The organism is Streptomyces sp. F63, from assembly GCF_018070345.1.
Taxonomy (GTDB): domain Bacteria; phylum Actinomycetota; class Actinomycetes; order Streptomycetales; family Streptomycetaceae; genus Streptomyces.
The window spans coordinates 309,816-330,108 of the sequence record NZ_JAGPXX010000001.1 but is presented as its reverse complement, the minus strand read 5'-3'; the positions used below and the strand labels follow the sequence as shown (position 1 = coordinate 330,108).

The window sequence follows — 20,293 nt, the reverse complement described above, 5'->3', positions numbered from 1 at the left end:
GATCTGGCAAGAACTTGCCGGGTCCGCCCCGGCCGTCGGGTGGCATGAAGTGGCCAGCGCCTGTTTTGCCTGGTCGGGGGCTGCCTAATGTGCCGCTACCCCCGGCAAGCCGGGGCGCCGTTGCCCTCCAGTGAAAGGCGCGTTCCCCTTGACGGACACGTCATGCGAAACCCACCGCCACCCCGCAGTGGTCAGAGGGGTGGAGGCCGTCCGCGTCCGGCGAGTCGCCCAGCAGCCGGGGCCCGGGCCGGGGCACGAGCCCGTCGGCCGGCCGGTACAGCAGATAGTCCAGCCGCCAGGTCGGACCGGGCATCGGCATGGTGAGCGCGTCCGGCGCGCCGCCGGCCTCGATCCAGGAGTCGGCCAGCACGCCGTCGGCCAGCAGCCCCTTCATCGGCGCCCCGTCGGAAGGGCAGTTGAAGTCCCCGCAGAGCAGCAGCGGCCGGTCCGCCGGGGCCGCGGCGGCGAGCCGGCCGATCTCGCCGATCACGGCCGCCCGCACCTCTTCCGGTCCGACCGGCACGTGCACCACCCACAACCGCACGACGTCCAGCACGACCTCCAGGACCGTGGAGTGGCCGCCGAAGGCGCCCGTCATCGACCGCAGCGGTAGTTCGGCCCGGCTCAGCACGGGTCTGCGGCTGAGGACCGCGAGGGAGCCCATCGTCCCGTCCGCTCCGGAGAGCACGACCTCCCGGTGGCCGAGCCGACGTGCCAGCTCGTGGGCGCGGCTCTCGGCCGCGCCGGGCGAGGAGAGCACCTCCTGGAGTGCCACGAGGTCCGGGGAGACGGCGGCCAGCTCGCGGTGCAGGCCCTCGCGCCGCCGCTCCCAGACCTGCGGCTCGTCCAGCAGGCCGAGCACGGGCGACCCCTCGACGACACCGCGCAGCACACCCCGCTCACGCCAGTACCGAGCGGGCAGACCGGTGCCCCAGATGTTGTACGTCGCCACGCGGAACCCGTTGCCCAACCCCATGATCCACACCTTAACGAAGGGAAAACCCCATGTCCCAGCGAGCTCTCGTCACGGGTGCCGGCGGTTTCATCGGCAGCCACCTCGTGACCTATCTGCGCCGACAGGGCTGGTGGGTGCGCGGCGTCGACCAGAAGCGGCCCGAATTCGGTGAGACAGACGCCGACGAGTTCCTCGTCGGCGACCTCCGCGACCCGGCGGTCGCCACCGCCGCCTGCGAGGGGATCGACGAGGTCTACGCCCTCGCCGCCGACATGGGCGGCATGGGCTTCATCTCCCGGGACCCCGCGACGATCCTGCACAACAACGCACTCATCAACCTCAACACCATCCGCGCCGCGCAGCAGGCCGGGGTCGGCCGCTACTTCCTGGCCTCCTCCGCCTGCATCTACCCCGAGCACATCCAGGACACCCCGGACGCCACGGCGCTGCGCGAAGCCGACGCCTTCCCGGCCAATCCGCAGGACTCCTACGGCTGGGAGAAGCTGATGGCGGAGCTGCTGTGCCGCTACTACCACGAGCAGTACGGCATGGAGGTCCGCGTCGCCCGCTACCACAACATCTACGGCCCCGAGGGGACGTACGACGGCGGCCGGGAGAAGGCTCCGGCGGCGATGTGCCGCAAGGTCGCGCTCGCCCCGGCCGGCGGCGCGGTCGAGGTCTGGGGCGACGGCAGCCAGACGCGCTCCTTCTGCTACGTGGACGACTGTGTCGAGGGCACCTACCGGCTCATGCGCAGTGACCACCGCGAGCCGCTGAACATCGGATCCGACCGCCTCGTCACCATCGACGAACTGGCCCGCCTGGTGTTCGCGGCCGCCGGCCGCGACGACCTCGGCATCGAGCACGTCGACGGCCCCCAGGGGGTCCGCGGCCGCAACTCCGACAACACGGAGCTGCGCCGGGTCCTGGGCTGGGAGCCGGCGGTCTCGCTGGAGAAGGGCCTGCTGGAGACCTACCGGTGGATCGCAGAAGAGCTCGCCGCCCGGGGTGCCGCGTGACGACGACCGCCCAGAGGGTCCGGCGGATCGCCCTGTTCGACCTGGACGGCACCCTGATCCGCCCCGGCTCCGCCCTGCAGCGCATGCACATGGACGCGATGGCCGCCGCCATCGCCCACGCGACGGGCCGCCAGGACGCCTTCGCGTACCGCGGTGCCGAGCTCTTCTACCGGGGCGTGAACCTGGCCGGCTTCACCGACGCGGGAACCGTGCGGACCGCCCTGCGGCTCGCCGGAGCCATCGAGGACGAGATCGCCGAGCGACTGCCCGAGGTCGTCGCGGACATGGTCGGGCGGCTCGAACGGTCCCCGCTGCCCGGGGCGGGCAGCGCGGCCGGTGATCTGCTCCCGGGCGCCCGCGAGCTCCTCCGGGCCTTGGCCGAGGCCGGTTTCGCCCTCGGCGCCAGCACCGGCAACGCCCGTGCGGTCGCCGCGTGGAAGCTGCGCGCGGCCGGCCTGTCCGGTCTGCTCGACGACGGCGGTTTCGGCGACACCGCGACCGAACGCGAGGACGTGGCACGTGCCGGAGCGGCGAGCCTGACCCCGCCCGGTTCGGTACCTGCGGGCGTGCTCGTCGGGGACACCGTCCGCGACGTCACCGCCGCCCATGCGGCCGGCCTCAGCTGCCTGGCCGTCACCACCGGTGCCGCCACCGCCCGGGAACTCCTGGCGGCCGGGGCCGAGGACGTCCTGCCCGGTCTCGACGGCGGTGGCGCTCTGGACAGCGTGATCCGCCTGTCCGGCCCCGGAGCGGTCGGCCGCTCCGAGGCACACCTCCCCCTCTCCCACGCAAGGACCTGACATGACCACCGCTGACCGGCCCCGCCACATCGACATCGTGATGACCACGATCGGCGACAGCGCGGCCTTCTTCGACGCCTACCGGGGCCTGATCGCCCGGCACGGCGGCGACGAGCGCATCCGGCTCGTCGTCGTCCCGGACCGCAAGACCCCCCGGGCCTTCTTCGACGTTTGTGAGCGGGCCCGCGCGGAGGGCCTGGACGTCCTGAGCCCCACCGTGGCGGAGCAGGACGCGCTGCTTGCCCGGCTCGGCGCGCCCACGCTGGTCCCGTACGACTCCGACAACCGCCGCAACATCGGCTACCTGCTGTCCTGGGCGGCGGGAGCGGACCTGCTGATCTCCGTGGACGACGACAACTTCCCCCACGGCGAGGACTTCTTCTCCGAGCACCTGAAGGTCGTCGCCGGCGAGCGCCCGTACCGCACGGTCGAGGGGGAGTCCGGCTGGTGGAACCCCTGCGAGCTGCTCGACGTGTCCCCGATGCGGGTCTACCCCCGCGGCTACCCCTACCGGCACCGCGTCCCGGACCGGGCCACCGTGACCACCGGGCTCGCCGACGTACGCGTCAACGCCGGCCTGTGGCTCGGCGACCCCGACGTCGACGCGATCACCCGGATCGCGGTGGGCCCCGAGGTCCGCGCGCTCACCGGGCCGGAGGCGGTCCTCGCCCCCGGCACCTGGGCGCCCGTCAACTCCCAGAACACCGCCGTCCACCGCGACGCCGTCCCCGCGTACTACTTCCCGCGGATGGGCTACCGCGCCACCGGCCAGGTGATCGACCGCTACGCGGACATCTTCAGCGGGTACTTCGTGCAGGCCTGTGCCAAGCACCTCGGCCACGCCGTCCGCTTCGGCACCCCGCTGGCCGTGCACGAGCGCAACGACCACAACCTGCTGCGCGACCTCCAGCAGGAGCTTCCGGCCATCGCCGTCCTGGACGACGTGCTGGCTTGGCTGCAGGGCGCCAAGCTCGATGGCACCACCTACCACGAGGCCTACCGCTCGCTCTCGCACCAGCTGCAGGACGCGGTGGAGACCATGACCGGTCCGGTGTGGAACCAGGAACTGCGCGGATTCGTGCACCAGATGGCCCATCTGATGCGCCAGTGGCTGACCGTCCTGGACCGATCGGCCGACCTCGCGCCGTGACGACCACGAGAACGGTACTGGTGACCGGGGCCACCGGCGCGATCGGCCGCGCCGTCGCCGCCGCGCTGAGCGGCCCCGGCACCACCCTCGTGCTGCACTGCCACCGCGACCGGGAGGCGGCCGAGGCACTGGGGCGCGAACTGCGGCCCGGGGTCGCCCGGGTCGAGACGGTCCGTGCCGACCTGGGCGACCCCGAGGCCGTCACCGGCCTCCTGCGCACCCTCGAGGAGACCACCGGCCTGCCGGACGTCCTGGTCAGCAACGCGGCCGTGCTGCGGCCCGGGGCCGCGCACCGCATCCGCCTGGAGGACTGGGAACGCACGCTCGCGGTGAACCTGACCGCCGCGATGCTGCTGGCCCGCGGCACGCTGCCGGAGATGACGCGGCGCGGCCGGGGCCGGATCGTGTTCACCACCTCCGTCGCCGGGCTCACCGGCTGGCCGTTCCAGGCGGCGTACGCCTCGTCCAAGGCGGGCCTGATCGGACTGACCAAGACCATCGCCCGCGAGGCCGCGCGCTTCGGGGTCACCGCCAACGCGGTGGCCCCGGGCTACGTCCCGTCCGAGATGAGCGCGGCGGGTGGCGACCGGGCGCGAGAGGCGATCCTCGCCCAGACCCCGATGCGGCGGGCCGGTACGCCGCAGGAGGTGGCGGCGGCGGTCGCCTTCCTCTGCTCCGACCGAGCCTCGTACCTGACCGGCCAGGTCCTGGCCGTCGACGGAGGGATGAGCCTGTGACGTACGCGTTGCTGTTCCCGGGCCAGGGGGCGCAGTTCCCCGGCATGGCCCAGCGGTGGTACGAGAAGCACGAAGAGGTCCGGGAGCTGTTCGACCGGGCCGGCGAACGCACGGGACTGCCGCTGCGCACCCTGTGCTTCGGCACCTCCCGTGAGGACCAGGCCCGCACCGACTGGACCCAGCCCTGTGTGCTGACCGCGTCGCTGGCGGGCCTGTTCGCGCTGCGCGCGTTCCTCGCCGAACGGGGCACCGACCTCGCTCCGGCGGCCGTGGCCGGGCACAGCCTGGGCCACTTCACCGCTCTGGTCGCGGCGGACGTGCTCGACGCCGACACCGCCCTCGACCTGGTGCACCGGCGCGGCGAGATCATGTCCACGGCCGCTCACCGGTACCCGGGCGCGATGGCCTCCGTGATCGGCCTCGGCCTCGACCGGGTCCGGCAGATCGTCGCGGACCGCCCCGGGGGCGCCGTCGCCGTCGCCGCCGTCAACGGGCCCGACCAGATCGTCGTCTCCGGTGAGCGGGACGCGCTGGCGCGGGTGCTGGAGGAGGCCGGGCGCGCGGGCGCGGAACGGGTGGTGCCGCTGGCCATCGGAATCGCCGCCCACTCCGCCCTGATGGCCGAGGCCGAAGAGGAGTTCGCTCAGGAGATCGGCCGGCTGCGCCTGGCCGGGCCCACCGTGCCCGTGGCGCTGAACACCACGGGCGCCCTGACCCTCGACCCCGCCGAGATCAGGGCGGACCTGCTCGTCCACATGACCCGGCCGGTCCTGTGGTGGGACGGCGTCCGAGCGCTGTGCGCGGCGGGGGTGCGCCGTCTGCTCGACGTCGGCCCCGGCCGGACCCTCGGCAAGGTGCTGCGCCGCGATCTGCCCGGCGGCGAGGTCCTCGCCAACGACAAGACCCAAGGGCCGGAGGCTCTGCTGACATGACGATCCGTACGCTGTTCTTCCCCTGGTCCGCCGGCGGCGGCGCCGGGTACACCGGCCGCGGACTGGCCGCCGCCGACCGTCTCGACGAGCGCTTCTCCTGCGCCTTCGGGCCCTCGGCGGTGACCCGGATGGTGGCCGAGGCCGGCTATTCGGTGGTGGGCACGCCGTCGCCCGGCGGCCCGCCGCAGAAGGTTCCGGCGTTCCTCCCGTTCACCGACGTCGAGCGCGTCTTCGCGGCCACCGCCCGTTACTACCGCAAGAGCGTCCTGGCCGATCACCTGGCCCGCGACCTCGCCGCCATCGACGCCTACCGTCCGCACATCGTCGTCACCGACATGCAGCCCACCGCGGTCCTCGCCGCCCGCCTGCGCGGCCTGCCGGTCGTCTCGCTCGCCGACACGGACTTCCTCTACGACACCCCGCACCCCTGGATGCCGTGGAACACCGCCGATCCGAAGAAGCTGCTGCCGCACCCGGATGCGATCGAGGCCATCGGCGAACTCGCCTCCGAACACGGCCTCGCCCCCGTCCGCCATGTACGGGACCTGCTGTGGGGCGACCGGACGGTCGTGCCGAGCTCGCCGGAGGTGGAGCCGGCGCCCATCGCGCCCGACGGCCGGAGCGAGGCCGTCTTCGTGGGCCCGCTCTACTGGGACCCGCCGGGCCCGCCGTTCCAGCCGGAGCGCAAGGCGGGAACCCACCACGTCTACGTCACCATCGGCAGCGGCGGCATGGTCACCGAGCGGGCGTTGCGCGAGGTGCTGAAGGCCCTGGACCGGCCGGACTTCACCGTCTTTCTGTCGGCGGGCTTCGCCGCCTCCGACTGGGTGCGGGAACACCGCAACGTCCAGGTCGGCGGGTTCACCGGGATCACCGGACCGATCGGCTGGGCCGACCTCGTCCTCAGCCACGGCGGCTACTCCACCGTTCTGGCCTCCCTCGAACAGGGCAGGCCGCAGGTCGTGCTGCCGTTCATGTCCGAGCAGGAGGCGAACGGCCGGTATTTCGTCGAGCGGCACGGCGCCGGACTGGTGGCCCGCACCACGGAGGTCGACCCCGTGGACGGCACCCTCACCTACGTCAACCGGCACGGGGGCCGCACCTCCGACCCGGTCGTCCCGGCCGTGGAGATCGCCCGCACCGTGGACGAGGTGCTGGGCGACGGCGGATTCGCGGAGCGGGCCGGGTACGCCCGGGAGGCCCTGGCCCGGGACAGGGCCGCCGGTGACCTGTCGGAGGTCTTCGCCTCCGTCCTGCGCTGACGTCCCGCCCCGCGGGGGCGGCGCGACGAGAGCGGGTGACCCCGACCGGGTCACCCGCTCTCGTGCGTGTACCGCTGCCCGCCCCGGGCTCAGAGCACCAGGCCCAGCAGTTCCGAGCGGAGCACCTTGCCGGCCGCGCTGCGTGGCAGCGCCTCCATCTCGTACACCGCCTGCGGGATCTTGTAGGGCGCCAGCGCGGCCGCCAGGTGTCGGTGCAGTGCCTGGCGGTTGAGCACCCCGTCGACCTCCACGAACAGGCACAGGCGTGTGGCGCCCGGCACCGAGGAGTCACCGACCAGCGCGCACTCGCGGACGGCCGGATGAGCGCGTGCCGCGGTCTCCACCTCGGTGGCGGAGACCTTGTTCCCGGCGACGTTGAGGACGCCGCCCACCCGGCCGAGCAGGGAGAGGTGCCCGTCCGCGTCCACGGCGCCCAGGTCGCCGGTGCGGCGCGGACCGTCCAGGATCTCGGCCCGCCCGTCGGCGTGGAGGAGCCGGGCGGGGGCACCGGGCACCGTCACGACGACCTCGCCGCCGTCGGCGACGCCGTGCCGGGCCGACTCCACGGAGACGCGAACGCCGTCCACCGCCGGTCCGACCGAGCCCGGGCGGTCCGCGGTGCCGACGGTGAGCATCCCGTACTCGGACGTACCGAAGTGCTCGACGAGCCGCCAGCCGACGCCGCGCTCCCACGCCGACCGGTGGTCGGGGGTGAGCGGAGACCCCGCCGACACGCACAGGCGCGGGACGTGGTGCGCCGGCAGCCCGGCCGCGTACCACTGGTAGAGCAGTGGTACGGAGAGCAGGACGTCCACCCGGTGGGTGTCCACGGCCGCCGCGAGCGCCCGGGGGCCGGTGCGCCGGGGCACGCCCACGTAGGTGGCCCCGGCCGTCAGGGCCGTGACGATGCCGCCGCACACGGCATAGCTGTGGTGCGGCGGCGTGGTGCACAGAACGGTCTCGCCCCGGCGCAGGCCCAGGGCGGCGGCGAAGGCGGCGGAGTTGGCCGCCACCGCCGCCCAGGGGCGCTCGACGCACTTGGGCGGCCCGTCCACCCCGGACGTGGTCAGCCCGAGGCCGGGCGTGGCGGTCGGCGGCGCGCCCCGGAAGAGGGCGCGGGCCCGCTCGTGCTCCGCGGGGCGACCCTCCGCGTCGAGCAGCAGCAGACCCGTACCGCAGGTGGCGGAGGCCACGAGGGCCACGGCCACCGCCACCGGGTCGTCGGCCACCAGGTCCCGACGGCCGGAGCCGCCTTCCGCCCGCCACCGCTCCGCCTGCTGCCGGGCGCGCCGGGCCAGTTCGGCGTAGGTGAGGGAGGTCCCCGCCGACACCACTGCCGGGCGGCCGGGGGCGGTGGCGGCCACGTCTTCGACCCGCGCGGTCAGCTCGGCGGCGGAGTTCACAGCACCACCACCGCGTCGTGGCGTCCGTCTCCGCCGGGGCGGGAGACCACGAGGGCGGGCCCGTCCGCCCCGGCGAGGGTCCGCAGGAGTCCCGGCGCCGCGTGCAGGACGGCGGCGGCGTGCCGGCGGGCCAGCCGTTCCACCTCGGCCGCGTCCACGCCGCGGTGGACGTCGCCGAACGCGCGCGCCCGTTCCGCGGTCTCCTCCCGGCCGGAGGGGGCCGGGCCGCCAGGGCGGAGCACCAGCGCGGTGGCCCGGCCCTTCGGCAGGGTCTCGCCGTCCGGCAGTTCCGGACCGTCGACGCACGTCACGGCGGCGAACGGGGTCAGCGCCTCGTACTCCGCGACGATCACCTCCGCGGTACGGCCGGTGCGGATCCGCCGCATCGCGTGGGTCAGCGCCTGGAATTCCGCGTCCGGGCCCATGAGCGTGGATCCCGCCCCGCCGATCCCCAGCGCCAGTGCGGCGCCAGATACCAGCGAGTGCGGCGAGTAGAAGAGGAACTGCTCGGGATCGAGCCACTTGGGGCCCGCCTCGCGCAGCTGCTCGTGCATCATCTCGGCCACGTGCGAGGTGCCGTACCAGGTGGCTGCCGCGATCTCGGTCTCGGCGGGGTCCGCGAGGCCGCCGGCGCGCTCCACGGCGCGCGCGATCGTGGCGGTGAAGAGACCGGACAGTTCCCTGGTCAGGGCCGGGGCGTGCTCCCAGCCCGCCCGGCCCCGGCTGCGCTCGCGCCAGTGCGGGGTGAGGTCGAATCCGGCGGTGGCGCTCCCGGCGATGCGGGCGGTGCGCACCGGGCTGATGACGGTCATGCTCGCTCCCATACGAGTGCAGTGTTGACGCCGCCCAGACCGCAGGAGACGGACAGCGCGTACCGGGCCGGGAACTCGCGCGGTTCGCGGACGACGTCGAGGTCGGCGAACAGGTCGTCGACGGGCTCCGCGCCGGTCGTCGGAGTGAGCGTGCCGTGGGCCAGCGACAGCAGGCAGACCTGTGACTCGATGATCCCGGCGGCCCCCTGGCAGTGCCACAGCACGCCCTTGGAGCTGTTCAGGGGCAGTCGGGGCAGCCGGTCCCCGAAGACGGCGCGCAGGGCCTCGACCTCGGCCACGTCACCGAGCTTGGTGCCGGGGCCGTGCAGGTTGACGAACGACACCTGTGCGGCGTCGATGCCGGCGTCGGCGATCGCCCGGCGCACGGCCACCTCGATGCCGTGTGCCTCGGGGGCGGCCAGATGCGTGGTCAGGCTCGACGCTCCGTAACCCACCAGCCGGCCGTGTACCGGGCGGCCCGCGCCCGTACCGGTCCGGCGCAGGAGCAGGGCGGCGGCCGCCTCCGAGACGGCGATGCCGCGCCGTTCGGAGCTGAAGGGACGGCAGCCGTGCGGGCTGAGCGTGCGCAGGGCGGCCAGGCCGTGGAAGCCCGACTCGGAGACGGTGTCGACACCGATCACCAGCACCTCGTCGGCCTCGCCGGCGCGCAACAGGTCCCACGCGTGTCCCAGCGCCACCGCACCGGAGGCCGAGGCGCTGCCGATGACGGTGGCCGAGCCGCCGAGTCCGAGGGCGGCCGCGGCCCGGCGGGCGAGAGTGCCCACGAAGGCCGAGCCCGTGGGCGGCGGCCCCGCTTCCAGGGCCTTGGCCAGTGCGTTGCCCCCGGTGTCGGTGGTGCCGACCACCAGGTGGACCCGGGTGCGGTCCTGGACCTGGGCGTCGCCGAGGGCTTCTTCGGCGGCGGCGTACAGCAGGGTGAACAGCCGGTCCGGCGAGGTGATCTCCTCGTCCCACGAGCCGGGGACCACCCCGACCTGGTGTCTGCCCGCCGGCCCGTAGGGCACCGGCACCCGGTGCGCGCGGCCCGCCAGCAGCGACTGCCACAGCTCACCGGCACCGTGGCCGGTGGGGCCGACGACGCCGAGTCCGGCGACCTCGACCGCCGCCGTCCCGTCCGGGACCGGGGCGCACGCGCTGGAGGCCTCCTCGCCGGTGCCCGGGCCGACCGCTTCGGCGATGGCCCGCGCGAGCGCGGCGACGGAGACGCCCGGGGCGAAGAGCACCTCGTCGTCGATCGCCACGCCGGTCTCCTGCTGGAGTTCGGCGGTGAGCGCGATCAGCGCCACCGAGTCCAGTCCCAGGCTCTTCAGCGGCTCCTCGTCGGTGAGCCCGTCCACGTCCGCTGGCACGGTCCGGGTGGCCAGCGCCGCCCGGACCAGTGCCGTGGCGTCAGCCATGGCGCACGGCGGCCTCTGCCGCCCGGAATCCGGCCGCCGTGGCGTCGAGGGCCTTCCTGATGTCCTCCTCGGTCATGGCCCCGCACACGTACCAGTGGTGGTTGGGGTGGAGCAGTACGCCGCGGCGCACGGTCTCCGTGTAGAAGGCGTCCTGGATGCGGGCGCGCAGACCGTCGTCGGGGTGGGTGAAGCGCAGGAACGGCATCTGCGGCACGCCCACCACCTCCGCGTCGAGCACGGAAGCCGCGACCTGGGCGCGCAGCCCCTCCTGGAACTGCTCGCCGAGGACTTCCACGTGCTTGAGGACGGTCGTGTCGCGCAGCCGGGTGATGGTGGCGACGGCCGCGGCCATCTCGGCGCCGTTGACATGGAAGGTGGAGCCGATGTGCACCTCGCCGACGGCGCGCATGACCCGCTCGGTACCGACCAGCGCGGAGATCGGGTAGCCGTTCGCCATGGCCTTGCTGAAGGTCACGAGATCGGCCGCGACGCCGTACTTCTCCTGTGCGCCGCCCAGGCTCATCCGGAAGCCGGAGCGCATCTCGTCCAGGACGAACAGCGCCCCATGCTCGTGCGCGAGGTCGGCGGCCGCCTGCAGGAAGCCCTCGGCCGGCGGTTCCACCTCGAACGGCATCATCAGGAGGCAGGCGATCTCGCCCGGGTGGGCTTCGAACTCCGCCCTCAGGCTGTCCAGGTCGTTGTAGGTGAAGGTGCTGACCACCTGCTGCGCCTCTTCCGGGACCCCGCCCGGACGGTTGGCGCACCAGTCGTGCCAGCCGTTGTAGCCCCACCGGATCACCCGTTGCCGACCGGTGTGCGCCCGGCTGACCCGGACCGCCGCGCTGGTCGCGTCCGACCCGCTCTTGAGCAGGAACACCCTCTCGGCGCCCGGTATGACGGAGGTGAGCAGCTCGGCGAGCTCGACCTGCACCCGCTTGCGCAGGGTGACGGCGAACCCCTCCCGGATCTCCTTGCCGACGGCCTCGGAGACCACCGGGTCGGCGTGGCCGAGGATGATCGTGCCGTAGGCCAGGATGAAGTCGAGGTACTCGTTGCCGTCGACGTCCCACACGTACGCGCCGGCGGCGCGCTCGGCGAAGACGGGGTACTCGCCGTCCACGAGCCGGTCGCGCTGCAGGACGTAGCCGGAGTACGCCAGCGTGGCGTCGACCCGGGCGGCCCGGGCCAGCAGGTCCTTCGATCCGCTCAGCGCGAGCGGAGGAGCGGTGTCGCTCATCGGTTGTCTCCCTCGGAGGTCACGGTGGTGGGCGGAGCCACTGCGTCGGCGAAGCACCAGTCGCGCATCCGCTCGACGCGGTGCCACAGCCGGTCGTCGGGCCGGCCCGGCGGATCCTGGACGAGCCCCAGCTCGGCGTGGGCGGTGCTCACGAGCCGGGCGAGGGCGGTACGGACGGAGTCGAAGGCGGGCAGCACCGGCCCGTAGAACGAGGAGTCCTCCGCCTGCTCGCCGGCGAACCGGTGGGCGCCCAGCAGCGCCATGCCCAGGCGCTGGGCCGCGGCGGCCGCCGATCTCGAGGCGTCCGCGACGGCCGGTGCCGTGTCCTGGACCGACAGGGAGGTCAGGAACAGCGCGGGCTGCAGCTCGCCCAGGACCAGGACGTGCAGCGCGCGGGCCATCGGCCCGTTCAGGCCTTCGCGCTCCCACCGCGCGGCGAAGCCGTCCAGGGCCGCCAGGTCGTCGGCGGTCCAGCGGGCCATCGGCTCCAGGAGCGTGGTGCGCAGCGACTCCGCGGTGTCGCCCGGGGCGTCGAAGTGGACGGTGGCGAACCGGCAGGCGCCGCGCCTCACCTCCGGCGTGATCTCGATGTGCCGGAGGTAGCCGTCCTCGGCCGGCGCGTCGGTGTCGAGGGCCGTGAGCCGAGACCCGGCACGCCCGATGACCAGCACCATGTGGTCCAGGAAGTGCCGCTTGCCCTCGAACTCGTCCCCGGGCCAGTAGAAACGGTCGGGCATCAGGACGACCGGAGTCCCGTCCGCGACCAGGCGCTCCAGCTCTGCCCAGTGCTCGCGTCCGTCGACGGCGTTGCGCCACTGCAGACGGCCGGACCGGAACCGGCCCGGCGCGCGCCGGGCGCCGCTCAGGTCGAGCGGCAGGGCCAGGGCACGGGCCACGTCCAGCGGGCCGAAGCCCTCGGCCCGCAGGACCGATTCGGCACATCGCAGCAGGCAGCTGAGGCCGTCCAGCGGGCCGGTGCGCCAGCCCAGCGACAGCTCCGGGTCGAAGACCGGCCGGGCCGGGGCGGCCTGGACCCGGTCAGTCATGGATCCGGGTCGCGATGGTGCCCGCCAGGTCGCTCACGGTCCCGTACCGGCCGAGGTCGAAGTCCGTGTCCTCGAACTCGGCGTCGTCGGTCCGCTCAAAGCTGGTCAACAGGTAGACGAGGTCGATGGAGTCCACTCCCAGGTCGGCCAGGCCGATCTCCGGGGTGACCGTCTCGGTGACCGAGTCGCGCTGCTCGAGCAGTTCGATGACCCGGTCGAGAATGGTGGCGCTCATGGGGCGTCAGACCTCCACAATCATTTCGGAAACGGAGATGCCCACGTGCCGGCCCGGCTTGGCGGCGACCGCCATCATCCGGTCGCCCGGCATGATCGTGGTGCAGTTGCGGACCTTGCCCTCGGCGTCGAAGAGCCGCACGTGCCAGTCGTCCTGCACGATGGTGTTGATCGTGGAGTCGCCGATCCGGCACTCGATCAGACGCAGCGGCCGGACCTCGCTCTTGACCCGGCCGACCACGACCGGGCGGGCCCGGCCGGAGGTGTTGACCGCGAGCACCGGCTCGCTGGCGCGCAGGTCCGTGATGTAGGCGGTGCGGCCGCCCGGTGTCCACAGGTAGGAATGCGAGGCGCCCGCGTTGACCCGGAAGGGACGCAGGTTCATGTACGGCAGGTAGTGCACCTCGGCGCAGACCAGCAGGCCGCCCGAGGAGGTCGACCCGACGAGCATGCCCTCGTCCGGCTCGAAAAGGTCCGCCGTGTCCACGCAGCCCCGCACGCCCATGCCGATGGAGCGCACGTCGGTGACCTCGGCGGCCACCAGGTCCAGCTGCTCCGTGTGGAACGCGGCGAAGGCGTTGCCGAGCGCGGCCACGTCCCCCGGGGAGTCGACGCGGAGCAGCATGGCCTCCGGGCCGTGCTGGAGGACACCGCGGGTCACCAGGGCGTCGCCCAGGGACCGCACCCGCTTGATGACGGTGGTCCTGTGGTGCTGGGCCTCGGCGATGATCAGTTCGAGCGGGATGTTGGTCTCGTCGGAGAAGCTCACGACGAGCACGTCCACCAGGCCCAGCGCGGCGACCGCGGCGTTCATGCTGTCGCCGTCGTCGACCTCGATCCACAGGCCGCGCCGCCAGGCCGGGGGGAGCCGGCCCAGCGCGTCGAGGTCCTTGGCGATCACGGTCAGCGGGAGCTGGGCGTCCAGCCCCTCCAGCTCGGCCGGGTCCCGGACGAGCACCGCGGTGCGCACCCGCCCCGGCAGCGGGGTCGACGGGACCTGGCCGGGGCTCAGGAGCACGCCCTCGGCGGGCGTCTGCAGGACGTGGGTGAGACGGTCGTGAGTGGACTCGCCGAGGTGGGAGAGGTCGCACCAGATCGGAATGGCGCCGCTGGCGTTAGACATGGGTCGGTACATCCTCGGAGTAGGAGAGCAGGAGGGAATCGGAGTGGACGGTCGCCCGCAGCTCGGTGAGCGCACGCTGCGGGTCGTCGTGCTGGAAGACGTTGCGGCCGACGCAGACGCCCGCGGCACCGGCCCGCAGGGCGCCGGTAACGGTGTCGCGCAAGGAGTCCTCGTCGCCGTTGCGCTCGCCACCGGCGACGACCACGGGGACGAAGCAGCCGTCGACGACGGACTCGAAGGACTCCCTGCTTCCGGTGTACTGCACCTTGACGACGTCGGCGCCGAGTTCGGCGGCGACCCGGGCGCCGTGCGCGACCTTGCCCGGGTCGGCCACCGGGTCCGCGCCGCGTACGTACACCATCGTCAGCAGGGGCATGTCCCACTGCGAGCACTGGCCGGCGATCGCGGCCAGGTCGGTGAGCATCGCCTTCTCCTCGGCCGTGCCGAAGGTGACCTGGACGGAGACCGCGTCGGCACCGAGCCGGACCGCCTCGGCGACCGTGCCGGTCAGGGTCTTGTCGTAGCCGCGGCCGGACAGGTCGGTGCCTGCGGAGAGGTGCATGACCAGGTTCGTGCGGACCGCCAGTTCGGCCGGTATGCGTTGGAGGACGCCCCGATGGGCGATGACGGCGTCCGGCTCGCCGGCCAGGAGCGTCGGAAGCGCCTTGTGAAGGTCGGTGATCCCCCGGATCGGTCCGAGGGACACGGGCTGGTCGATGGGCAGCATGACGCTGCGCCCGGAGAACGGAGAGAACAGCCTACGCAGTCTGCGCTCTTTTCCGCTGACGATCATGTCCACACTCCTGCAAGATCTGTCCCGGCGTTGGCTGAATGGAGCAACAGCTTCTGCCTGGTCACGCGGTGGTCGAGCGGGCTGGCAGTTAGCTGCCAGGGCGCGGTGGACCGTCAGGGCGGCCGCGCACGCTTTCGGGATGACACAGATCGCAGTACTGGGTGCGGGGCGCATCGGTTCCCTGCACGCCGCCAACCTCCTGGCCGCCGATCCTGACCTCGACCTGGTGGTCCACGATGCCGACACGGGCGCCGCCGAGGCCCTCGCCGGCCGGATCGGAGCCCGGGTGGCGCACGGCGTCGCGGACGCGCTCGCGGTCCGCGACGGCATGGTGGTCGCCACTCCCTCGCACACCCATCCCGAACTGATAGCCGAGGGGGCCGAGCGCGGCCTCGCGGTCTTCTGCGAGAAGCCGGTCGCCACCACGCTCGCCGAGGCCCACCGGGTCACGACACTGGTGCGGCGGACCGGCGCCCGTGTGCAGATCGGCTTCCAGCGGCGGCGCGACCCCGGCTACGTCCGGCTGCGCGCGGCCGTCGCCGCGGGCGACCTGGGCGATGTCCTGATGGTGCGGGCCACCGCCTTCGACAGGGAACCGCCGCCCGCGTCCTACCTCGCCGTCTCGGGCGGAATGGCCGCCGACTGCGTCGTGCACGACCTGGACGCCGTGCCGTGGCTCGCCGGCCGGCGGATCACCGAGGTGTACGCGGACGGGGCCGTGCTCACTGAGGGGCCCTACGCGGAGCTGGGCGACCACGACGTATTGACCGTGCTGCTCACGCTGGAGGACGGGGCCCGCGGAGTGCTGACCGCGAGCCGGACCGATCCGCACGGCTACGACCATCGCGTCGAGCTGCTCGGTACGAAGGGCTCCGCCGCCGCCGGGCTGACGGACCGCACCCCGCTGGCCCTGCTGGACGGTGCTCGGCGGGCACCGGCCCCGGAGGACGGCTACGAGGGGTTCCTGGACCGGTTCGCGCCCGCCTACGCGGCAGAGATGGCCGACTTCCTCCGCCTGTGCCGGGGGAGCGGCGAGAACCCCTGCCTGCCCGAGGCCGCGCTGGACGCGATGCGCGCGGTGGCCGCCGTGCGGGTCTCGCTGCGCGAGGGCCGGCGGGTCGCCCTGGACGAGATCGACTGAGGCCGTCCCGCGCCGCACGCGACCTCCTCGCGTGCGGCGGCGGACCGTCAGGCACCGCCCATCACGACGGTGTTGCGCACCAGGGCCACCGGTTCGTCCCCTGCCCGCATCGCCACCTCCGTGACCAGCAGTTCGTTCGCCCCGACCTGCTCGATCGAGGACACCCGGACCGAGCAGGTGAGCAGGTCCCCCGCGTACACCGGACGGTGCGCGGTGATCCGCGACTCGCGGTGGCGCAGCGACGCGGGGTCCGCCCCGAGATCCGGGTCGTCGAAGAGGACCCGCTCCGCCCGCAGCGCCAGCACACCGGTGTACGTCGGCACGGCGAGTACCGCGGGATGACCGAGCCGGGCCGCGGCCGCCGCGGACCGGCAGGCGGGATGGCTCTCCCCGACCGCGTCGGCGAACGCGACCAGCTCGGCCTCCGTCACGCGGTGGACGTGGAGGGGCCGGATCTCGCGGCCGGCGTAGGACCGGTTCAGCACCGCGCCCTCATTCCCGGCCGGCCAGCAGTTCCCGCAGGGCGGCGGCGAGCGCCGTGGCCCCTTCGAGTTCCATCACCCCGAAGTGGCCGCCCTCCAGGACACGGGTCCGGATCCCGCCCGCGTACGGAGTCCAGCCCAGGTCCGACTCCTCTCCGCAGCAGAAGAGCACCATTTCGCCCGGGTACGGCACGGGCGAGAAGGACCGCACGGCTTCGAGGTTCGCCCAGACCGTGTCGAAGATGTCGCCGAGGCGCTCCACCGGGAAGCCGGCGCTGAGGACGTCCCTCTCCACGCACAGCCGGTGCAAGGTGCGCACCGCCGTGTCCCGGTCCGCACCGCGCAGTACCGAACCGTCCACTTCGGAGCGGTCGGCCTTCAGCACGATCCGCACCACCTCGTCCCACGGGTCGAAGTGGGCGGGGTACCGCACGTCGGTGTCGACGACCGCGAGGAAGGGCTGCTCCCCGGTCCGCTCGAACAGCAGCCGGGCACACGCGTGGGCGAGTATGCCGCCCATCGAGTAGCCCAGCAGCCGGTACGGCCCCTCGGGCCGGAGCCGGACGATCTCCTCGACGTAGGAGGCGGCCATCTCCTCGATGTCCGCCACGGCCGACGAACCGTCGCCGAGCCCGATCGACTGCAGCCCGTACACCGGCTGCTCGTCGCCCAGGGCCTGGGCCAGGGCGACGTAGCGGGACACGTTCCCACCGATCGGATGCAGGCAGAACAGGGGTGGCAGGTCGCCCGTGGCGTCGATCGGGACGAGCACGGCCGGCCCGGGCGTCGCGCTGCCCCGCAGCAGCATGGCCAGGTCCGCCACCGTGGGGCTGCGGACCAGCTCGGACAGCGGGATGTCGTACCCGAAGGCGCTGTTCAGACGTGCCAGGAGCCGGACGGCGGCGAAGGAGGTCCCGCCGACGCGGAAGAAGCTGTCGTGCACGCCGAAGTCGGAGTGTCCGAGCAGCTCGCTCCAGATCGCGCCCAGTTCGGCCTCGACACCGCTGCGGGGCCGGAATGTCGATGTCATGCCGCTGCTACTTCCTCTCGACGACGTAGGCCACCAGCTGCCGCCCGCCCGTGGTGTCGGGACGGGGCACCACGACCGCGTCCTTCACCCGCGGATGGCGCCGCAGGACCGCTCCGATCTCCTCCAGTTCGATCCGGTGACCGCGCACCTTGACCTGGCCGTCGGCGCGGCCCAGGAACTCGAAGGTGCCGTCCAGACGCATCCGGACCAGGTCACCGGTCCGGTACAGCTCCCCGCCGGGGAAGCGTTCGGCGGTCAGCTCGGCACGGCCCAGGTAGCCCAGGGCCACTCCGAGACCCCCGATGCACAGTTCGCCGACGACTCCGGCCGGCTGGGCGTGCAGCCCGTCGTCCATCACGAAGGCCGTGGTGTTGGCGATGGGCCGGCCGATCGGGACGGACTCGCCCGGTGCGCCGGGGGTGACCGGCGCGCAGAGGGACCACACGGTCGTCTCCGTGGGGCCGTACATGTTCCACACGGCGTCGGCCACCTCGCACAGGCCGTCGGCCAGGTCCCGGCTCACGGCCTCGCCGCCGCACAGGGCCCGGCGGATGCGGGGGTTGCCGGTCAGCTCGGGCACCAGGTGCAGCCAGGTGATGGGCGTCGCCTGAACGGTGGTGACCCCCTGCTCGCGGATCAGCGCCGCCAGTGCCTCGGGGTCGCGGGCGTCCTGCGGGCTCGCGATCACCACCCGGGCCCCCACCACCAGCGGCAGGAAGAGCTCCAGGACCGCGATGTCGAACGACGGGCTGGTGAGCGCCAGCATGACGTCGTCGCCGGTCAGACCCGGTTCGACAGCCATCGAGGCGAGGAAGTTGACCACGGCCCGGTGCGGCACGAGCACGCCCTTCGGCAGGCCCGTCGAACCCGACGTATAGATCACGTACGCGGGGTCCTCCTCGCTCGTCGCCCGTGTCGTGGCAGGTGCGTCCGGCCCGGCCAGTGCCTCCTCGACGACCGCCACCGGCAGGTCGGTGTCCGGCAGGGACATCACGCCCTGCTCCGTGGTGACCACGAGGGAGGCCCCCGAGTCGGCGAGGACGAACTCCGCGCGCTTGCGGGGGTAGCCGGGATCCACCGGAAGGTAGGCGGCGCCGGCCTTCCAGGCGGCAAGCATCGACAGCAGCATGTCCACCGAGCGGTCCAGGTACAGGGCCACCACGTCGCCCCGGACCACTCCCTCGTCGGCCATGGCCGACGCCATCCGGGCAGCCGCCCGGTCGAGCTCGGCGTAGGTCAGGTCGCGACCCGCCGCGCTCACGGCGACGGCGTCCGGACGCTCGGCGACCTGCCGCTCGAACAGATCGAGCACCCCGTCGACCGCGGTGACTTCTACGGCGGGGGGCGCGCAGAGGGCGGACGTCCGCTTCATCTCCTCGTCTCCGGCCAGCTGCAGCCGGTCCACGGCGGTCTCGGGTGCCCGGAGGGCGTGCCGCAGCAGCTCGCGGACGTGGCCGAGCAGCAGTTCGGCCGTTTCCGGTGCGAAGACGTCGGTCGCGCAGATGACCGTGAGCCGGGTGGTCTCGTCGTCGGCGCTGTCGACCGCGACCAGTTCGAGGTCGACGGCCGAGGACACCGCGCCGACCTGGACCGGTGCCACACGAACGCCGGGCAGTACCAGACCGTCACCGGAGGAGCCGTGGTTGAAGACCGTCTGGAAGACCGGGGCGTACGTCGGGTTCCGCTCGGGCTGCAGGGCCGCGACGAGCTTGGCGAACGGCAGCTTGCGGTGCTGCAGGCCTTCGGTGACGGTGCCGCGCACTCGGCGCAGCAGGTCGGCGAAGGAGAGACCCGGCTCCAGCCGTATCCGGATCGGCAGCGCGTTCATGAACAGGCCGATCAAACCGGCCAGTTCCGGGGCGTCCCGGCCCGACACCGGCATGCCCACCACCAGGTCCTCCTGCCCGCTGTGCCGGTGGAGGGCCGCCGCCCATGCGGACAGCAGCACCATCGTGGGGGAGACCCGGTGCCGGCGTGCGAAGGCCGACAGCGCGGCCTTGTCAGCGGCCTCCAGGGTGCCGACCGCCTGGTGTGCGCGGTAGGACAGACGGGACGGACGGGCCTTGTCGAGGGGCATGCCGAGCATCGGCGGGGCGTCCCGGAGCGCCTCGCGCCAGTAGGCCAGCGACGGATCCCAGTCCGTGGCGGCCTCCTCCTCCACCCAGGCGCCGTAGTCCGTCGGCAGTGGCTCCGGGGTCCAGTCGCGGCCTTCGGCCAGGGCCGTGTACGCCTCGCCCAGCTCCCGGGTGAGCACCCCCACCGACCAGCCGTCGCCGACGATGTGGTGCAGGGTCATGATGATCAGGTGGTGCTCGGGAGTCACCTCGTAGAGGGTGGAGCGCAACAGTCCCGGCGCCGCGAGGTCGAAGGGCCGGCGCACGTCCCGCGCGGCGTGCTCCAGCGCCTCCTGCGCCGAGGCGACCGACAGGACGGCCGGCTCCGGGACGTATCCGTCGTGCACCACCGCGTGCGGCACCCCCTCCACGCTGCGCACCGCGCTGCGCAGGGGAGCGTGACGGTCGGCCAGGGCGGCGAGCGCACCCTTGAGGGCCTTCTCGTCCAGCGGGCCGTGCGTCTCGTAGCCGATCACGATGTGGTCCACGCTCGTGCCCGGATTCAGCTGCTCCATCAGCCAGATCCGTTCCTGCCCGAGGGACAGCCTGCGCTGTGTGCTCATCGGACGGTCCTGCCTTCCTGCCCGGGCCGGACGGGCCGCTCG

At 73.3% G+C, this 20,293-nt stretch carries 19 protein-coding genes; 7 read left to right on the top strand and 12 right to left on the bottom strand.

Features of this window, described 5'->3' with window-relative positions; genetic code table 11:
• Positions 1–160: 160 nt before the first annotated feature.
• Entirely contained in the window at positions 161–976 is an 816-nt protein-coding gene (locus KBZ10_RS01450; RefSeq protein ID WP_210985590.1) for an endonuclease/exonuclease/phosphatase family protein, read from the bottom strand.
• 29 nt (positions 977–1,005) lie between these two features.
• Between KBZ10_RS01450 and KBZ10_RS01445 the strand changes: the two genes are divergently transcribed.
• The 6 genes from KBZ10_RS01445 to KBZ10_RS01420 are packed head-to-tail and all read left to right on the top strand — an operon-like array spanning position 1,006 to position 6,855.
• Positions 1,006–1,974 carry an NAD-dependent epimerase/dehydratase family protein gene (locus KBZ10_RS01445; RefSeq protein WP_210985589.1) on the top strand — a complete coding sequence of 323 codons (969 nt, stop codon included), beginning with the start codon at positions 1,006–1,008 and terminating at the stop codon, positions 1,972–1,974.
• On the top strand, positions 1,971–2,774 hold the full coding sequence (locus tag KBZ10_RS01440) for an HAD family hydrolase (protein WP_210985588.1): 804 nt from the start codon (positions 1,971–1,973) through the stop codon (positions 2,772–2,774). Before KBZ10_RS01445 ends, KBZ10_RS01440 begins: the two co-directional genes overlap by 4 nt.
• Before the next feature lies 1 nt (position 2,775).
• Positions 2,776–3,924, top strand: a complete 1,149-nt coding sequence (locus KBZ10_RS01435) for a hypothetical protein (protein WP_210985587.1) — start codon at positions 2,776–2,778, stop codon at positions 3,922–3,924.
• Positions 3,921–4,661 carry an SDR family NAD(P)-dependent oxidoreductase gene (locus tag KBZ10_RS01430; RefSeq protein WP_210985586.1) on the top strand — a complete coding sequence of 247 codons (741 nt, stop codon included), beginning with the start codon at positions 3,921–3,923 and terminating at the stop codon, positions 4,659–4,661. The genes KBZ10_RS01435 and KBZ10_RS01430 overlap by 4 nt, the downstream gene beginning before the upstream one ends.
• The gene (locus tag KBZ10_RS01425; protein ID WP_210985585.1) at positions 4,658–5,593 is read left to right on the top strand and encodes an ACP S-malonyltransferase; all 936 of its coding nucleotides are present in this window, start codon (positions 4,658–4,660) and stop codon (positions 5,591–5,593) included. The genes KBZ10_RS01430 and KBZ10_RS01425 overlap by 4 nt, the downstream gene beginning before the upstream one ends.
• Positions 5,590–6,855, top strand: a complete 1,266-nt coding sequence (locus KBZ10_RS01420) for a glycosyltransferase (RefSeq protein WP_210985584.1) — start codon at positions 5,590–5,592, stop codon at positions 6,853–6,855. The genes KBZ10_RS01425 and KBZ10_RS01420 overlap by 4 nt, the downstream gene beginning before the upstream one ends.
• 89 nt (positions 6,856–6,944) lie before the next feature.
• Here KBZ10_RS01420 and KBZ10_RS01415 read toward each other — a convergent pair whose 3' ends face one another.
• Genes KBZ10_RS01415 through KBZ10_RS01380 form a run of 8 tightly spaced genes read right to left on the bottom strand, consistent with a single transcriptional unit; the run spans position 6,945 to position 14,921 of the window.
• Positions 6,945–8,258 (bottom strand): class I adenylate-forming enzyme family protein, encoded by a 1,314-nt coding sequence (locus tag KBZ10_RS01415; protein WP_210985583.1) that lies wholly within the window; start codon positions 8,256–8,258, stop codon positions 6,945–6,947.
• On the bottom strand, positions 8,255–9,070 hold the full coding sequence (locus KBZ10_RS01410; protein ID WP_210985582.1) for a hypothetical protein: 816 nt from the start codon (positions 9,068–9,070) through the stop codon (positions 8,255–8,257). Before KBZ10_RS01410 ends, KBZ10_RS01415 begins: the two co-directional genes overlap by 4 nt.
• Positions 9,067–10,488, bottom strand: a complete 1,422-nt coding sequence (locus tag KBZ10_RS01405; protein WP_210985581.1) for a beta-ketoacyl synthase N-terminal-like domain-containing protein — start codon at positions 10,486–10,488, stop codon at positions 9,067–9,069. The genes KBZ10_RS01410 and KBZ10_RS01405 overlap by 4 nt, the downstream gene beginning before the upstream one ends.
• Positions 10,481–11,725, bottom strand: coding sequence for an aspartate aminotransferase family protein (locus tag KBZ10_RS01400; protein ID WP_210985580.1), 1,245 nt, complete (start codon positions 11,723–11,725; stop codon positions 10,481–10,483). Before KBZ10_RS01400 ends, KBZ10_RS01405 begins: the two co-directional genes overlap by 8 nt.
• Positions 11,722–12,771, bottom strand: a complete 1,050-nt coding sequence (locus KBZ10_RS01395) for a hypothetical protein (protein ID WP_210985579.1) — start codon at positions 12,769–12,771, stop codon at positions 11,722–11,724. Before KBZ10_RS01395 ends, KBZ10_RS01400 begins: the two co-directional genes overlap by 4 nt.
• Positions 12,764–13,006: a phosphopantetheine-binding protein gene (locus KBZ10_RS01390; RefSeq protein WP_210985578.1), complete on the bottom strand. Its 243-nt coding sequence runs from the start codon at positions 13,004–13,006 to the stop codon at positions 12,764–12,766. The genes KBZ10_RS01395 and KBZ10_RS01390 overlap by 8 nt, the downstream gene beginning before the upstream one ends.
• A 6-nt stretch (positions 13,007–13,012) precedes the next feature.
• Positions 13,013–14,128: a 3-dehydroquinate synthase II gene (locus KBZ10_RS01385; protein WP_210985577.1), complete on the bottom strand. Its 1,116-nt coding sequence runs from the start codon at positions 14,126–14,128 to the stop codon at positions 13,013–13,015.
• Positions 14,121–14,921: a class I fructose-bisphosphate aldolase gene (locus KBZ10_RS01380; RefSeq protein WP_210985576.1), complete on the bottom strand. Its 801-nt coding sequence runs from the start codon at positions 14,919–14,921 to the stop codon at positions 14,121–14,123. The genes KBZ10_RS01385 and KBZ10_RS01380 overlap by 8 nt, the downstream gene beginning before the upstream one ends.
• 139 nt (positions 14,922–15,060) lie before the next feature.
• On the opposite strand from KBZ10_RS01380, the gene KBZ10_RS01375 reads away from it, so the two are divergent.
• Positions 15,061–16,062 (top strand): Gfo/Idh/MocA family oxidoreductase, encoded by a 1,002-nt coding sequence (locus KBZ10_RS01375; protein WP_210985575.1) that lies wholly within the window; start codon positions 15,061–15,063, stop codon positions 16,060–16,062.
• 47 nt (positions 16,063–16,109) lie between these two features.
• On the opposite strand, the gene KBZ10_RS01370 is transcribed toward KBZ10_RS01375, so the two are convergent.
• From KBZ10_RS01370 to KBZ10_RS01360, 3 genes are read right to left on the bottom strand one after another with little or no spacing between them, the layout of a single operon-like run.
• Entirely contained in the window at positions 16,110–16,547 is a 438-nt protein-coding gene (locus KBZ10_RS01370) for a MaoC family dehydratase N-terminal domain-containing protein (protein ID WP_210985574.1), read from the bottom strand.
• Positions 16,548–16,554: 7 nt separating this feature from the next.
• Positions 16,555–17,574: a thioesterase domain-containing protein gene (locus tag KBZ10_RS01365; RefSeq protein WP_210985573.1), complete on the bottom strand. Its 1,020-nt coding sequence runs from the start codon at positions 17,572–17,574 to the stop codon at positions 16,555–16,557.
• A gap of 7 nt (positions 17,575–17,581) precedes the next feature.
• Complete coding sequence (locus KBZ10_RS01360) at positions 17,582–20,251, bottom strand: amino acid adenylation domain-containing protein (RefSeq protein WP_210985572.1); 2,670 nt, start codon at positions 20,249–20,251, stop codon at positions 17,582–17,584.
• Positions 20,252–20,293: the final 42 nt, after the last annotated feature.